This is a genomic window from Burkholderia sp. Bp9143 (assembly GCF_003853645.1).
Classification (GTDB): Bacteria; Pseudomonadota; Gammaproteobacteria; order Burkholderiales; family Burkholderiaceae; genus Burkholderia.
Genome location: NZ_QTPO01000004.1, coordinates 182077 through 196557, shown reverse-complemented (window position 1 = coordinate 196557; position 14481 = coordinate 182077). Strand labels below are relative to the sequence as shown.

The window sequence follows — 14481 nt, the reverse complement described above, 5'->3', positions numbered from 1 at the left end:
TTCCGGGAGGGGCATGCCCGTATTGAACGTCACACCATTCGATCAGTAAAATGAATGTTTCGATCGATACGATTCCTTTAAAGAATGGAATTGAAACTGCTGCGCACCTTCCTGACGGTCACCGAGCTCAGCCATTTCAGCCGCGCGGCCGACACGCTGCACATGAGCCAGCCGGCGCTGAGCAAGCAGATCGGCGCGCTCGAGGCGAGCCTCGGCGGCAAGCTGTTCGAGCGCGGGCGGCACGGCGCGGAGCTGACGCCGTTCGGTGAACGCTTCCTGCCCGACGCGCAGGCGCTCGTGCGCGATGCCGACGAGATTCTCGCGCGTGCACGGGAGGCGACCAGCGGGCAACGCGGACATCTGCGGCTCGGCATCTGCCTGTCCGTGCTGACGCTCGTGCCGAAACTCGTCGCGGAATTCCGTCGGCGCAATCCGGGTATCGCGGTCACGCTGAGCGACCTGTCGTCGTCCGAGCAAACCCGGCGGCTGCGCGCGGGCAAGCTCGACGCCGGGTTCCTGCGTTTGCCGGCGGATGAAGGGTTGTCGTCGTTCAAGGTGATCGACGAGGGGCTCGCGCTCGCGGTGCCGCCGCACCTCGGCTTCAAGCGCGTGCCGGCCGATCTCGATGTGCTCAACGAGATCGGTTTCATCGCGCTGCAGCGCGCACGCGGCCCCGGGCTCGCCGCGCAGATCGACCGGTGGTGCGTCGAGCGGCGTTTCGTGCCGCAGGTCACGCAGCAGGCGGAGGACGTGCAATCGGTGCTCACGTCGGTCGCGGCCGGGGTCGGCGTCGCGTTCATTCCGTCGCGCGCGCAGTACCTGCTGCGCGACGCGACCGTGCTGCCGCTCGACGGCAGGGACGCGAAATGGCGCGTCGGGCTCGCGTGGCTGTCCGGCCGCGACGATCCCGTGACCACGCGTTTCGTGTCGTTCATGCGCGCCGCGATCAAGGGCGCGTGACCGGGCGTATAGTGTCCGCGATTGCCTTCCGCCTGAGTGCCGGCCCGGCGCCGGCGCTGGCTCCCGAACCCGAACCCGAACCGATGACTTCAGAATCCGACGACGCCCCGCTCGATCCCGCACTCGTTGCGACGCTCGCGACGCTGCACGAAGCCGCGACCGATCCGTCCGGCAAGACGTGGTCGCTGCCGAAGATCGCGAAGCGCGCGCAATTGCCGATGAGCACGCTGCGCCGCGTGCTGACGCAACTCGACGCCGCCGGCCTGAGCGCGACGACGCTGAACGACGACGGCACCGGCAGCGCCGCATTGACCGAAGAGGGGCGCGCCGTGTGCACGCAACTGTTCGGCGCGAGCGACGGCAGTTGACGTTCTCCTCCGCCTAAAGGCGGAGGATTCCCACACCTGGCGATGCACGTCCGCATCGGAGAATGTTCACAGCAGCGTTGGTATCTCGATCATGCTCGACACCACAGTCACTGCAGGCCCACTCTCTTATTCGCAGTCCCGCGATACCTTTCGGCCGCGTCGTGCTGTCTTTCGACCCGCACGCCGAACAGGACTGGGTGGAACCGCTTTCGTCGACTTCCTCGAACGTAGCTCCGTGCGCGATCGCCTTGTAACGGAGCTTGTTTCGGGAGGACGACCAGGATGCGTCGTAGATGCTTTTCGCCATCCTGGTCTTGGCGAGCTTCGCGGCCGGCACATTGCCGACCGCGATGTAATCGAAACGCCGCACTAGATCGAGCGCGAGCTTGTGTTGGAAATCGGCACGGGCATTCGCAACCTTGGCGTGCAACTTCGCGATATGTCGCTTGTGCTTGCGCGCCCGCTGGGCTTTCGCGAGCTTGTCCGCTGCACGACGCCCGAATTGGTCGTTGGGCAGCTTCTCGCCCGTCGAAAGTGTGGCGAAGTCTTTCAGGCCGAGATCAATGCCGACACCGGAACGGATCTGGCGAGCCTGAACATCGGGCATTTCGATCACGATGTTGAGAAACCAGTTGCCCCGCGCATCCTGCGCAAAGTTGGTTCCGTCCTTGATCTTGCCTTCGGGAAGCGGCCGGCTGTTGAACACCCGGAAGGTATTGCCGGCAAAGCGAAACGCATCGCCGTCACGCTTCAGGTCGCGGCCCTTGAGCGGCACCCAGCCAAGCGATCTCTTGCCGCGATAACGCAGGTAACGTCGCCGGTGCTGGCTGCGCGACTTCGCGTATTGCTCGCACGTCGCGTTAATCGTGCCGGAGTGGATGCCGAGTTCCTTGCTGCTCCCCGTCGTCAGCACGTTCAGATCGAAACCCGTCGGCCACTTCTTGCTCCACTTGAGCGCGTGCTTCTGCGTATCGTTGCAGAAGTTCCAGACGTAGTTCACCGCACGACTCTGCTTGTTAAGCAGTCCGTTGAGCGACTTCACGCGGTAGCGGTAGACAAGAATCATGCCGGTGATCCTAACCCGTGGAAGAAGCTGCCTGTCAACAGCATTCCTTTCCTTCCCGCCATCCGCCCCGAAGGAAGTCCCCTTGGGGGAAATGGCGGGGTCTCTCGGGGCAAATTCTGATGAAATAACGGGCCGCCCGAAGGCGACCCGTCGTATCGTGGTTCGATATGCGGCATCGGCCGCGTCACCCCGGCATCACCACCGCACCGTCGCCCCACCCATGACGGAATGACGGTAGGTCTGGTCGTTCAGGCCATGCCGGTAGCCGACGTCGAGATCGAGCCAGCGCTTCGGCGAGTAGATCGCGCCCACGATCACGAACGCCGGATTCGCGCCGGCCGTGCTTTCGGTGTTGCGCGACAGGCCGATGTCCGCCACGAGCTGCACCTTGTCGGTCGCCTTGTAGAGCGCCGCGGCCGATACGGCCCAGACCGAGCGCGGATCGCCCTGGCGATTCGGCTGGTAGGCGACGCCCGCATTCGCGAGCAGCGAGAAGCGCGCGACGTCGGCTTGCGCGAGCAGCGTCGCGCCGGTGCCGACGCGACCGGTGCCGAGCCCGCGACTGTCGTTGCCGGTCGGCATCGTCACCTTCGGTTTCAGCGCAAGCGACAGCGGCCCGCGTTCGACGAAGCGCCATTTCATGCCGATCTCGACATCGCCGATGCCCGCGCCGTTGTCGTCGGTCCGCGTTTGCAGATGCGTATAAGGCGCGTTCACGTAGAGATCGGCGTGCTCGCCGAACCCGCGCGTGAGCGTCGCGTTCCACAACTGATGGCGGCCGTTTTCGTCCTGTTTCGAGGTTTCCTCGCCGTTGAACTCGAACTGCCAGTTCGCGTTGCCCTGCGTACCCGTGTCGTCGCTGACGAGCGGATGGGCCGCGTAAGCGTCCAGCGGCGCGAGAAGGGCGCTCGCGGCCGCGAGCGGAAGCATTCTTTTCATCAAGTCACCCATGATGCGTCGTGGGCGGCCGGCCCGCGCGGGCCGGCGCGCCACCGTTCGGAAGAAATCAGAACCACTGCTTGTAGCGGCGCACATAGATCGTCTTGACGATCTGCGCGAGCAGGATGTAGCCGACCATCGTCGCCGCGAGCCACAGCCAGTAGGTGCCCGGCAGGTGCATGAAGCCGAGCGAATCCGCGAACGGCGAGAACGGCAGCCAGCAGCCGATCGCGATCGCGGTGAACGTCGACAGCAGCACCGGCAGCGCGGCCGTGCTCTGCAGGAACGGAATCTTCTGCGTGCGCAGCAGGTGCACGACGAGCGTCTGCGACACGAGGCTCTCGATGAACCAGCCCGAGTTCATCACGATCTGGCCGCTCGAACCGCCATGCAGGTGATACATCGCACCCGCGCCGAACACGGTCCACATCAGCACGTAGGTCGTGATGTCGAACACCGACGACGTCGGCCCGACCCACAGCATGAAGCGGCTGATGTTGCCGGCTTCCCACTTGCGCGGCTTCTTCAGGAACTCCGGATCCATCTTGTCCCACGGCAGCAGCATCTGCGACGTGTCGTAGATCAGGTTCAGCACGAGCAACTGGGTCGCGAGCATCGGCTCCCACGGCAGGAACGCGCTGGCGACGAGCACCGAGAACACGTTGCCGAAGTTCGAGCTGGCGGTCATGTTCAGGTACTTCAGGATGTTGCCGAACGTCTCGCGGCCCTTGATCACGCCTTCCTCGAGCACCATCAGGCTCTTTTCGAGCAGGATGATGTCGGCGGTTTCCTTCGCGATGTCGGCGCCGCTGTCGACCGAGATGCCGACGTCGGCATCGCGCAGCGCGGGTGCGTCGTTGATGCCGTCGCCGAGGAAGCCGACCGTGTGGCCGTTCGCCTGCAGCGCCTTCACGATGCGCGCCTTCTGCAGCGGCGTGAGCTTCGCGAACACCGTCGTGCGTTCGACGACCTGCGCGAGCGTCGCGTCGTCGAGCGCCTCGATTTCGGCGCCGAGCATCGGCTTGCCCGGCTCGAGGCCGACCTGGCGGCACACCTTCATCGTGACGGTCGGGTTGTCGCCCGTCAGCACCTTCACCGACACGCCGTTCTCGCGCAGCGCGGCGAGTGCCGGCGCGGCCGATTCCTTCGGCGGATCGAGGAAGGTCAGGAAGCCGCGCACGACGAGATCGCGCTCGTCGGCGGTGCGGTACTGTTTGCGTTCGTCGCCGCGCGGGATCGTGCGCGTCGCGAGCACCAGCACGCGGAAGCCGTCCTCGTTGTACGCGTTCGCCTGTTCGAGCAGCCGCTTGCGCGCGACGAAGTCGAGCGGACGCACGCCGTCCTCGTCCTGCACATGGGTCGACACCGCGAGCATTTCCTCGACCGCGCCCTTGCAGATCAGCAGGTTCGTGCCGTGCGTGTCCTCGACGACGACCGACAGGCGGCGGCGCACGAAGTCGAACGGCAGCTCGTCGATCTTCTTGCAGCCCTGCGGCTTCACGCGCTCGCCGATCTCGTCGGCGCGCGCGACCACCGCGATGTCGATCAGGTTCTTCTGGCCGCTCTGATGGAAGCTGTTCAGCCAGCCGAGCCGCAGGATGTCCTCGTTCTTGTGGCCGGACAGGTCGAGATGGTGTTCGAGGATGATCTTGTCCTGCGTGAGCGTGCCGGTCTTGTCGGTGCACAGCACGTCCATCGCGCCGAAGTTCTGCACGGAGTTCAGCCGCTTCACGACGACCTTGCGGCGCGCCATCGCGATCGCGCCGCGCGCGAGGTTCGCGCTGACGATCATCGGCAGCATCTCGGGCGTGAGGCCGACGGCCACCGCCAGCGCGAACGTGAGCGCGCTCAGCCAGTCGCCCTTGGTGAGGCCGTTGATCATGAACACGATCGGCACCATCACGAACATGAACTTGATCAGCAGCCAGCTCACGCTCGCGACGCCACGGTCGAAGCTCGTCTCGATGCGCTTGTGGCTCACGACGTTGCGTGCGAGCGAACCGAAATAGGTGTCTTCGCCGGTCGCGACGACCACGGCCGTCGCGGTGCCGCTGACCACGTTGGTGCCCATGAAGCACACGTTCTCGAGATCGAGCGGCGACGTCGACGCGTCGTTCGCCGCGCCGGGCGTGCCTGCCATGCCCGCGTGGGCCGACTTGCCGGCGACGGCGCCGAGCGTGTCGTACTTCTCGACCGGCAGCGCTTCGCCGGTCAGCACGGCCTGGCTGATGAACAGGTCGCGCGATGCAAGCAGGCGCACGTCGGCCGGGATCATGTCGCCGGCCGACAGGTGCACGATGTCGCCAACCACCACTTCGCGCATCGGCACCTCGCGGCGCGCCGGCTCGGACGTGTCGGTCACCGCGCGCTGCACGGTCGCCGTCGTGCGGACCATCGCCTTGAGCTTTTCGGCCGCGCGCAGCGACCGGAATTCCTGCACGAAGCGCAGCAGCGCGCTGATCGTGACCATTGCCAGCAGGATCGTCATGCCGACGTAGTCGCGATCGTCGGGCGCCGCGAAGTAGACGTCGGTGCAGAAGCTGATCGCGGCCAGCACCAGCAGCACGTAGACGAACGGATTGTGGAACGCGTGCAGCAGCTGGCGCGTCCAGTGCGGCGGCTTGTCGTGCGCGATTTCGTTCGGGCCGTTGAGCTGCAGGCGATCGGCGGCCTGCTCGTAGGTGAGGCCGCGCGTGCTGGTGCGCAGCGACTTGAAGGTCTCTTCGAGCGGGCGGGCGGCTTCCTGCGCGGCGCGCATGATGCGCGGTTCGTTCTGCTGACCGGGGCCGGCGTTGATGAAGCCGCGCTGTTTCTTTTGCGAGGTATTGCGTTGTGTCATGAGTCGCTCCTTGCGCACGAGGCGGCGGGCGGAGAGCGACCGTGTCATTATCGACGCACGAGCGCTCCCCGCCGAGTCGCATCGGGCGCGATCGGCTGTGGATCGGTGAAGGGGGGAACGCTCGCCGGCGCGCGGAGTGCGGTCGGGGGAACGATGCGCAGCGTCGCACCGGCGAGCGGTAATCGACTACTGTCGTCTGAGTTCATCTGCACTCCTGTCGGTTGTGGGTAGGCGACACGGGCGATCGGCAGACGAGCGCGCACGAGGGCGCGCGGCCGGACGGCACGCGAACGGAACACGCACGCGGCTCGCGCCGCGCACAGCACGAACGCACGCGGCAACGCACGGTTGCGCAGCGCGGACATTCGGCGATATCGAAAAAATTCGGCGGGGGATTCTGGCCGGTCAGGCCGGAAGGGCGCCGCATCCTGCTTCCCGGGATGCGGCAGAAGACGAGGCTCTGCGCGGTTTCCTCAGGCAGCAGTCAAGTTGGTCGAGGACCAACTACAACTCGCATCGGTGTTCACAGAACACTCCATGTAATCAGACGGGGGCGATGGTAATGGGTCGTCGTGCGAAGCGTCAACCCTTTTTCCGCCCTTTTTTCAGGCAATGCTTGCAGAACGTTAGCGCGAGGATGTCGTCTCCGTGAATAAAAAACCGCGCGCATGTCAGGCAGCCATGCGCGCGGTTGTGTCGAGACGACGTGCGGGTTACTGCGTTGACGCCGTGACGGCAGCGCCTGCATCGGCGATGCCGGAGCCGGCCGGCAGCGCGGTGCACGACGTGCTGGCCGGCAGCATCGCCGCACGCGCGGCGCCTTGCAGCTTCTGCTGGATCTGCGTGGGCGTGAGGTTGCCGTTCACCGACAGCATCAGCCCGACGATGCCCGTCACCTGCGGCGTCGCGAGGCTCGTGCCGCTCGCCGTTCCGTACGTGTCCGTGCCCGGCGTTGTCGTGCCGCTGTTGGCTGTCGACAGGATGCTGACGCCCGGCGCGCTCAGCGCGACATCGGCGCCGAAGTTGCTGAACGATGCGCGGCGACCGGTCGCATCGGTCGCGCCGACGCTGATCACGCCGCGGCAGTTCGCGGGTTGGTCGAGCCCGGTCGACAGGCCGTCGTTGCCGGCGGCGACGACGACGGTCACGCCCTTCGCGTTCACATCGTCGATCGCCTGCTGGAACGTCGCGCTGCACGCGCCGACGCCGCCCAGGCTCAAGTTGATGACCTTCGCGGGATTCGGGTTCGCCGGCACGCCGGCGACCGGAATGCCGGCCGCCCAGCGCATCGCGTCGGCGATGTCGCTCGTCGTGCCGCCGCACTTGCCGAGCACGCGCACCGGCAGGATCCGGCCGAGCCACGACACGCCGGCGACGCCGATGCCGTTGTTGGCGGTGGCGCCGATCACACCCATCACGCGCGTGCCGTGCCAGCTGCTGTCGTTCGGTTCGCTCGCGCAGTGATAGTACGGGCCGCTGGCGTTGTCGAGTTCCTGTTGCGTGACCCAGTCGCCCGGATCGGTTGCATCGGCGCCGCGCGTCTGGCCGTTGTTGCTGGTGTTGGCGTTCGAGATGAAGCTGTAGCCGGGCAGCAGGTTGCCGACGAGGTCGGGGTGCGGCCGGTAGCCGGTATCGAGCACGGCCGTGACGACGGTCGGCGACCCCTTGGTTCGTGTCCACGCAGGCGGGGCGTTGATGCCGACGCTCGCATCGGACAGATACCACTGCTGGCCGTATGCGGGGTCGCTCGGCGTGTCGCGGATCTGCATCGGGTGATCCGGTTCCGCGTAGTCGACGTCGCCGTCGGCCGCGAATGCCTGCGCGAGCGCCGCCGCGTCGCCGGACGCGATGCGCTGGCCGATCGACAGCACGGCCGCGCCGTCCGACAGGGTTCGCTCGACCTGCACGTTCAGCGGTGCCTGCGACGTCGTCACGGCGGCATACGCCCGCGCGGCGCTGGTCGTCGTCGGCGCCGACCAGCGCGTCATCGAGCGCTGGATCACGGCGTCGAGTCGCGTACCGGTGTCGAGGGCAGCCATCGCGCGCGTGGCCGTCGGGGTCTTCAGCCTGACGATCAGGTGATCGACCGGCGGCTCGGCCAGCGTGATCTGGGCGGCCATCTGCGCCGCGGCCTGCTGGGACGTGCACGCGTTGCTGCCGGAGTTGGTGGGCGGGGTCGTCGGGGCCGGTGCTGGAGCCGGCGTCGGGGCGGGTGCCGCGTTGGTCGGCGACGAGTTGTTGCCGTCGCCGCCTCCGCCGCAGCCGGCGATCGGTAGCAGGGTCGCGGCGGACAACATGCCGGCGAGCATGCGCGCATGGGTGGAATGGGCCAGCGCGAAATTGAAACGTTTGGCTTTCATGTTGAAAGTCGATCCTCGAAGATAACCGTCGTGCCGGCGGTGGTGCCTGGCCCGGGGGTAAACCGGACCTTGTTTTTTCTCAGGCGCGCGCAGGGTTTCTGCGACGCGACATGCCTTGGGTAACGGCTGCTGTGGCGACTTCTTGAATATGTTTTGTATGAAAGAACAGCAGGAAGCAAACGATTGCGTTGCGGCATCGCAGCACGAACGTGCGTTTGGAACGAGTGACCGAACCCGCGGGGACGAGCCCCCCGGCGATCCGTCGGGTGCGATACCTGGCCTAGGCGCTTTTGCGCGCCACGGAAAGCGACCGCGCGCGCCTGACGCTATTCCCGATACGGTGCAAATTTTGTCGGGCGTACGATCGCGATTCGATCAACGTTTCGTCAGGAGAAAAGCATGGATCGCCGCTTCCGTTGGCTGGCCGTCGCGCTGACCTGCGCGCTGGCGGGCACCGCGCACGCGCAGGCCCTCACCGGCACGCTGAAGAAGATCAAGGACACGGGCATCGTGTCGCTGGGCATTCGCGAATCGTCGGTGCCGTTCTCGTATTCGGACAACCAGCAGAAGAACATCGGTTACTCGCGCGACATCGCGGCGCGCATCATCGACGCGCTCAAGGCGGAGCTGAAGGCGCCGAACCTGACGGTGAAGGAAATCCCGATCACGTCGCAGAACCGGATTCCGCTGCTGCAGAACGGCACGATCGACTTGGAGTGCGGGTCGACCACCAACACGCTGGAGCGGCAGAAGCAGGCCGCGTTCTCGAACAGCATCTTCCTGTATGGAATCCGCTTCAGCACGCGCAAGGAATCGGGCGTGAAGGACTTCCCGGACCTGGCCGGCAAGACGGTCGCGACAACGGCCGGCACGTCGGACGAGCGCCTGCTGCGCAAGCTCAACGAGGAGAAGGGAATGAACATGACGATCATCAGCGCGAAGGACCACGCCGAGGCATTCATGAACGTCACGACCGGGCGCGCGGTCGCGTTCGTGATGGACGAGCCGCTGCTGTACGGCGAGATCGCGAAGGACCGCAACCCGGGCGCGTATACGGTTGCGGGCACGCCGCTCGTCCATGAAAACTACGCGTGCATGATGCGCAGGGACGATCCGGCGTTCAAGCACGTGGTCGATGGCGTCATCGCAAAGATGCAGACTTCGGGCGCGGCCGAGAAGCTCTACGAGCAGTGGTTCATGCAACCGATTCCGCCGAAGGGCGTGAGCCTCAACTATCCGCTGTCGCCGGAGATGAAGCAGCTGTTCAGGAATCCGACGGATCAGGCACAGTACTGAGCGCATTCGACGTGAGGCGGTGCGGGCCAACATGGCTTGGCCCGACCTTCGATGCGTGTTGCACACGCCGGCGTTGGGGGCAACTGCTCATCCAGCCCCACGCCGGCCCGTTCATGAAATCACGGAACGTGCGCCCGGTGCGCATCTGCGGTCGAAGTTCCGTCGAGCTTGCCGTCATTCCATCATCATCATCCGGGCACGCATCAGCTGTACGGCGACGCGTGCATATACCCGCACACGAATTGCGACCCGACGCGGCACCGTCGCAACCGACCAGAAAGTGAGTGTCGAGGTCGTCGCACGCGTCGCCCGGTACGGTCCAGGCGGATGGTTGCCGGGTGCAACCGTGCCGCGCCGCCAACCTGGCCGCCTTTAACCGTTCGCCGGACGGTCAGTCTCTTCCCGTGGACCGGGTGCGCGAGGCAGGCCCGGTGCCGTCGCCGGACCGACGACATTCTCAATTCAGATTGTCCGAGCTTGACGATTCACTTCATGTATGCGATAAATTATCCGATCGGATAATTAAATTCGTGCGGCGCATCGCTCCTGCGCGAACCCGTATCGAGAACGACGCGTCGTCGATCGAATGCGGCCGGCAGGCCGTGCCGCACTTCGACGTCGGCGCGGCAGCGAGCACGTTGAAATGACGGAGACATCATGAAAGCAATCGTCGTAATGTATGACAGCCTCAACCGGCGCATGCTGCCGCCGTATGGCTGCGACTGGATCAAAGCCCCCAACTTTCAGCGCCTTGCGATGCGGAGCGCGACGTTCGACAACTGTTACGTCGGCAGCATGGCCTGCATCCCGGCACGCAGGGAGTTGCACACCGGGCGCCATAACTTCCTGCATCGCAGCTGGGGGCCGCTCGAACCGTTCGACGATTCGATGCCCGACATGCTCAGCCGGAGTGGAATCTACACCCATCTCGCCAGCGACCATCCGCATTATTGGGAAGATGGCGGGTCGACCTACCATACGCGCTACGACAGCTGGGAATTCTTCCGCGGACAGGAGGGCGATCCGTGGAAGGGGGAAGTACGCGACCCACAGCGCCCGTTTCCGATGAAGGGGGCGTCGAAGCCGAAGGCGGCGCGGCAGGACTGGGTCAACCGCCAGTACTTCCCGACGGAGGATCTTCATCCTCAGACGCTGACGTTCGATGCGGGCGAACAATTCATCCGCAAGAACCACGACGCCGGCTCCTGGTTCCTCCAGATCGAAACGTTCGATCCTCACGAACCTTTCGTGAGCTACCCGCGCTACAGGGATCTCTATGCGCATGAGTATGGTGGGCCCCATTTCGACTGGCCCTCATACGGCCCCGTCTGCGACGACGACACCGACGACGAAATACGCCATGTCCGCGCGGAATATGCGGCGCTCGTCTCGATGTGCGATCACTCGCTCGGCAGGGTGCTCGATCTGATGGACGAATTCGATCTGTGGAAGGACACGATGCTGATCGTGTGCACCGACCACGGATTCATGCTTGGCGAGCATGGCTGGTGGGCAAAGACGGCCCAGCCGTGGTTCAACGAACTGGCGAATACACCGCTGTTCATCTGGGATCCGCGCAGCGCCCGCGCGGGCGTGCGCCGCAATGCGCTGGTGCAGACCATCGATCTGGCGCCGACGATCCTCGATTTCTTCGGCATTCCCGCGACGCCGGATATGCAGGGCGTATCGCTTCGGAACACGATCAGGGATGATGCGTCGGTCCGCACGGCCGCGCTGTTCGGCATGCACGGCGAACATGTCAACGTCACCGATGGTCGATACGTCTACATGCGCTCCGGGCCCGATCCGGACACCACGGCGCCGATATATGAGTACACGCTGATGCCGATGCACATGAGACAGATGTTCGGCGTAGACGAATTGACGGACATTCAGCTGGCCGAGCCGTTCTCGTTCACGAAGGACGTGCGCACGATGAAGATCGCGGCTCGGCCACTGGGTTATTCGTACCGTGCCGGGACGTTGCTGTTCGATCTCGCGTCGGATCCGGCGCAGGCGCACCCGATCGCCGATGCCGAAGTCGAGCGTCGCATGGCCGTCCTGCTTCGCGATCTCATGGTGCAAAGCGATGCGCCACCGGAACAATATGTGCGCATCGGCTTGCCGGTTGACGGCGCGATTACCGACGGCCATCTGCTCGCGCATGCCCATACGGGGCGTGCCGAGGCCTTGCGGCGTACCCTTGCCAGGCAGGCAAAGGCGATGCGCGTCATGGCGGGCGGCGCCACGCCGCGCCCGCAAGCCGATCAACCCGGCGCAGGCGGCTGACTGTCATGTACGGACCGATCGAGGTACGAGAAACCGCCGCGGGGGCGGGCGAGGCGACGAAGGCCGCGCCGGCGGTGAAGAACCGCTGGCGCCACATGGGCATCCTGACCGCCGCTCAAGCGCTGGACAACAGCGAGGCGAGTGTTCTCCCGGCGCTTTTCCCGGTCATCAAGGCGAGCCTTGCATTATCGTTGTCGAGCCTGGGTGTGATGCTGGTTTGCAGCAAAATCGCCGCGGCACTCTTCAGCCCGTTCTGGCTTTGGCTCGCGAGGCGCTGGAATCGCAAGGGCGTGCTCGTCGTCTGTACCGGCGTGTGGGGCGCGTGGGGTGTCGCGGCGGGGTTCTCGCACAACTTCACGATGCTGCTCGTATGCACGTCGATTCTCGCGGTGGGTACCGCGGGAGCGAGTGCGCTGATTACCTCCATTTTCGCGGACCTGTTCGACGACGCAATGCGCGGTCGGGCCATCGGCTACATGTTTGGCGCCACGGCACTCGTCAGTGCGCTGGTCGGGCCGATGCTGGGCCATCTCGCGGACATCGACGGCGGCTGGCGCATCGGATTCTGGCTGCTCGGTGGCGTCAGCATGCTTGCCGGGACGGCAGTGCTCATCTGGTTTCGGGATCCGGGAGTCGGTGCGTCTCAAGCGTCGATCGTACGTCCGTCGAACGTCGAAGCGGCACCGGCCTGGCGGGACGTGCTTGCATTGTTTCGCATTCCGACGTTCAGCGTCATGCTCGTGTCGAGGCTGCTTGCCGGCCAGTTGCTGATCATGTCGTTCGGGGTCGTTTACCTGACGCAAGTCTTCGGGTTTCCAAACCGGATGGCCGCGATCGTCATCGCACCGACCGGCATCGGCTATCTTTTCGGCACGATTGGCGGGGCGGTGGTCTTCGACCGGATGCACAAGGCATGGCCCGAGTTCGGACGCGTGGCGTTCCTTCAGATCATGCAGATCGCCTTCGGCGTGCTGGCGTTCCTCGGCACGCAGTTCAACTGGGGCAGCATCTATGTGTTCTGCGGCTTCTTCTTCATGATGGGAGGTGCGCTGGGTGCGCTTCCGAGCGCCAACAGACCGATCGTGATGGCGGTCGTGCCGCCTCGCTTGCGAAGCCTGGCGTTCGTGATCCTGATCGCGATCGTCGAGTCGCTGGCGTGGGCGGCATACAATGCCGGCGCGGGCTGGTTCGGCGACCGCTACGGCCTGAAGAGCGTATTCATCGTCGCGGTGGTCGGCCTTGTGCTCGTCAACGGCGCACTCATCACGGTGCTGTACCGTACCTATCCGCGCGACGTTGCGCGCATGCAGGGCAGCCTGCGGGAGAACGAGCCTGGACAAGTTCGATAAGCCCGGACGGGCATGCTGTTCGCCGCGTCGGGACAACGCGCATGCGCCCGGCGACGCGGCGTGCGTACCTGTGCCGATCACGCCTGCCGCAGCGCTGGATCACGGACATGCGCGCCGCCCCGGCGTCGTGTGGTTCGACGGTGGCGCCACCTGGCTCGGTACCGATGCGCCGGTGATCAAGGCGGATGGAGAGGGGCCGAGGCGGACGATTCGTCTGAAGCCCTTCGGCATCGAGTGCCATGCGGTAACGAACCAGAGATTCGCCGAGTTTGTCGCGGCAACGGGTTATCGCACCGATGCGGAGCGGTTCGGCTGGAGCTACGTATTTCACGCGTTTGTCGCCCCCGGCCTCGCTACCGAGACGCCGGAAAGCGTGCCCTGGTGGCGGTCGGTTCCGGGCGCGTGCTGGGCGGCACCCGAGGGACCGTCGTCATCGCTGGCCGGGCGCGAATTGCATCCGGTCGTGCACATTTCCCGGAACGATGCCGTTGCATTCGCGAAATGGTGCGGCGGACGACTGCCGACGGAAGCGGAATGGGAGCACGCGGCACGGGGCGGCGCGGACGATCGCCGCTTTCCATGGGGAAATGAAGAGCCGGCCGAGGACGCGATGGTCTACTGCAACATCTGGCACGGCCGCTTCCCCGATCTGTATATCGGTGGCGACAGGCGCTTCGGCACGGTCCGCGTGGACGATTTCGCGCCTAATCCGGCCGGCCTCTACAACTGCAGCGGCAATGTGTGGGAGTGGTGCGGCGATCCGTTCCGGGTCAAGTCGCTGTCGAGCGCCGGCAGGGCGCGGGACCGGCAAGCGGTCTTGGACAAGGAGTACACGCTGAAGGGCGGCTCGTATTTGTGCCATCGAAGCTACTGCTATCGCTACCGTATCGCGGCCCGGACGGGACGTCCGAGCGATACGTCCGCCGGCCACACCGGCTTCCGCGTCGCGTACGACCTGTCATCGACGTGATGGTGGGCTTGCCGCTGGTCCGCCTGTTCCCGAATGAGCGACGAT

General features: G+C 65.3%; 11 protein-coding genes. 7 read left to right on the top strand and 4 right to left on the bottom strand.

The annotated features are described in order from the left end of the window. Nucleotides 1-84 precede the first annotated feature (84 nt). Together DIE23_RS04570 and DIE23_RS04565 are read left to right on the top strand one after the other, a co-directional pair. Nucleotides 85-960, top strand: coding sequence for a LysR family transcriptional regulator (locus DIE23_RS04570; protein WP_124611007.1), 876 nt, complete (start codon nt 85-87; stop codon nt 958-960). A gap of 83 nt (nt 961-1043) precedes the next feature. Then, nucleotides 1044-1328 carry a transcriptional regulator gene (locus DIE23_RS04565; protein ID WP_124611006.1) on the top strand — a complete coding sequence of 95 codons (285 nt, stop codon included), beginning with the start codon at nt 1044-1046 and terminating at the stop codon, nt 1326-1328. A 13-nt stretch (nt 1329-1341) separates the two neighbouring features. Here DIE23_RS04565 and DIE23_RS04560 read toward each other — a convergent pair whose 3' ends face one another. The 4 genes from DIE23_RS04560 to DIE23_RS04540 all read right to left on the bottom strand — a co-directional run bounded on the left by DIE23_RS04560 (nt 1342) and on the right by DIE23_RS04540 (nt 8532). Then, nucleotides 1342-2394 (bottom strand): RNA-guided endonuclease TnpB family protein, encoded by a 1053-nt coding sequence (locus DIE23_RS04560; protein WP_124611005.1) that lies wholly within the window; start codon nt 2392-2394, stop codon nt 1342-1344. Nucleotides 2395-2589: 195 nt separating this feature from the next. After that, the gene (locus tag DIE23_RS04555; protein WP_124611004.1) at nt 2590-3333 is read right to left on the bottom strand and encodes a transporter; all 744 of its coding nucleotides are present in this window, start codon (nt 3331-3333) and stop codon (nt 2590-2592) included. Nucleotides 3334-3400: 67 nt separating this feature from the next. Then, nucleotides 3401-6172, bottom strand: a complete 2772-nt coding sequence (gene mgtA, locus DIE23_RS04550; RefSeq protein ID WP_260435963.1) for a magnesium-translocating P-type ATPase — start codon at nt 6170-6172, stop codon at nt 3401-3403. Nucleotides 6173-6885: 713 nt separating this feature from the next. Beyond that, on the bottom strand, nt 6886-8532 hold the full coding sequence (locus DIE23_RS04540; RefSeq protein ID WP_124611001.1) for a S8 family peptidase: 1647 nt from the start codon (nt 8530-8532) through the stop codon (nt 6886-6888). A gap of 399 nt (nt 8533-8931) precedes the next feature. On the opposite strand from DIE23_RS04540, the gene DIE23_RS04535 reads away from it, so the two are divergent. The 5 genes from DIE23_RS04535 (at nt 8932) to DIE23_RS04515 (ending at nt 14436) form a co-directional block, all read left to right on the top strand. Beyond that, entirely contained in the window at nt 8932-9828 is an 897-nt protein-coding gene (locus DIE23_RS04535) for a glutamate/aspartate ABC transporter substrate-binding protein (protein ID WP_124611000.1), read from the top strand. A gap of 284 nt (nt 9829-10112) precedes the next feature. Next, a complete protein-coding gene (locus tag DIE23_RS04530; protein WP_124610999.1) occupies nt 10113-10475 on the top strand; it encodes a hypothetical protein in 363 nt (120 codons plus the stop codon). A gap of 10 nt (nt 10476-10485) precedes the next feature. Beyond that, complete coding sequence (locus DIE23_RS04525; protein ID WP_124610998.1) at nt 10486-12117, top strand: sulfatase; 1632 nt, start codon at nt 10486-10488, stop codon at nt 12115-12117. Between the two features lie 5 nt (nt 12118-12122). Further along, nucleotides 12123-13466 carry an MFS transporter gene (locus DIE23_RS04520; protein ID WP_124610997.1) on the top strand — a complete coding sequence of 448 codons (1344 nt, stop codon included), beginning with the start codon at nt 12123-12125 and terminating at the stop codon, nt 13464-13466. Beyond that, entirely contained in the window at nt 13414-14436 is a 1023-nt protein-coding gene (locus DIE23_RS04515) for a formylglycine-generating enzyme family protein (RefSeq protein ID WP_409364219.1), read from the top strand. The genes DIE23_RS04520 and DIE23_RS04515 overlap by 53 nt, the downstream gene beginning before the upstream one ends. Nucleotides 14437-14481 lie beyond the last annotated feature (45 nt).

Bases quoted from the DNA above. Each gene is read 5' to 3' on its own strand.
- DIE23_RS04570 (WP_124611007.1), top strand. From the start codon at position 85: ATGGAATTGAAACTGCTGCGCACCTTCCTGACGGTCACCGAGCTCAGC.
- DIE23_RS04565 (WP_124611006.1), top strand. From the start codon at position 1,044: ATGACTTCAGAATCCGACGACGCCCCGCTCGATCCCGCACTCGTTGCG.
- DIE23_RS04560 (WP_124611005.1), bottom strand. From the start codon at position 2,394: ATGATTCTTGTCTACCGCTACCGCGTGAAGTCGCTCAACGGACTGCTT.
- DIE23_RS04555 (WP_124611004.1), bottom strand. From the start codon at position 3,333: ATGAAAAGAATGCTTCCGCTCGCGGCCGCGAGCGCCCTTCTCGCGCCG.
- mgtA (WP_260435963.1), bottom strand. From the start codon at position 6,172: ATGACACAACGCAATACCTCGCAAAAGAAACAGCGCGGCTTCATCAAC.
- DIE23_RS04540 (WP_124611001.1), bottom strand. From the start codon at position 8,532: ATGAAAGCCAAACGTTTCAATTTCGCGCTGGCCCATTCCACCCATGCG.
- DIE23_RS04535 (WP_124611000.1), top strand. From the start codon at position 8,932: ATGGATCGCCGCTTCCGTTGGCTGGCCGTCGCGCTGACCTGCGCGCTG.
- DIE23_RS04525 (WP_124610998.1), top strand. From the start codon at position 10,486: ATGAAAGCAATCGTCGTAATGTATGACAGCCTCAACCGGCGCATGCTG.
- DIE23_RS04520 (WP_124610997.1), top strand. From the start codon at position 12,123: ATGTACGGACCGATCGAGGTACGAGAAACCGCCGCGGGGGCGGGCGAG.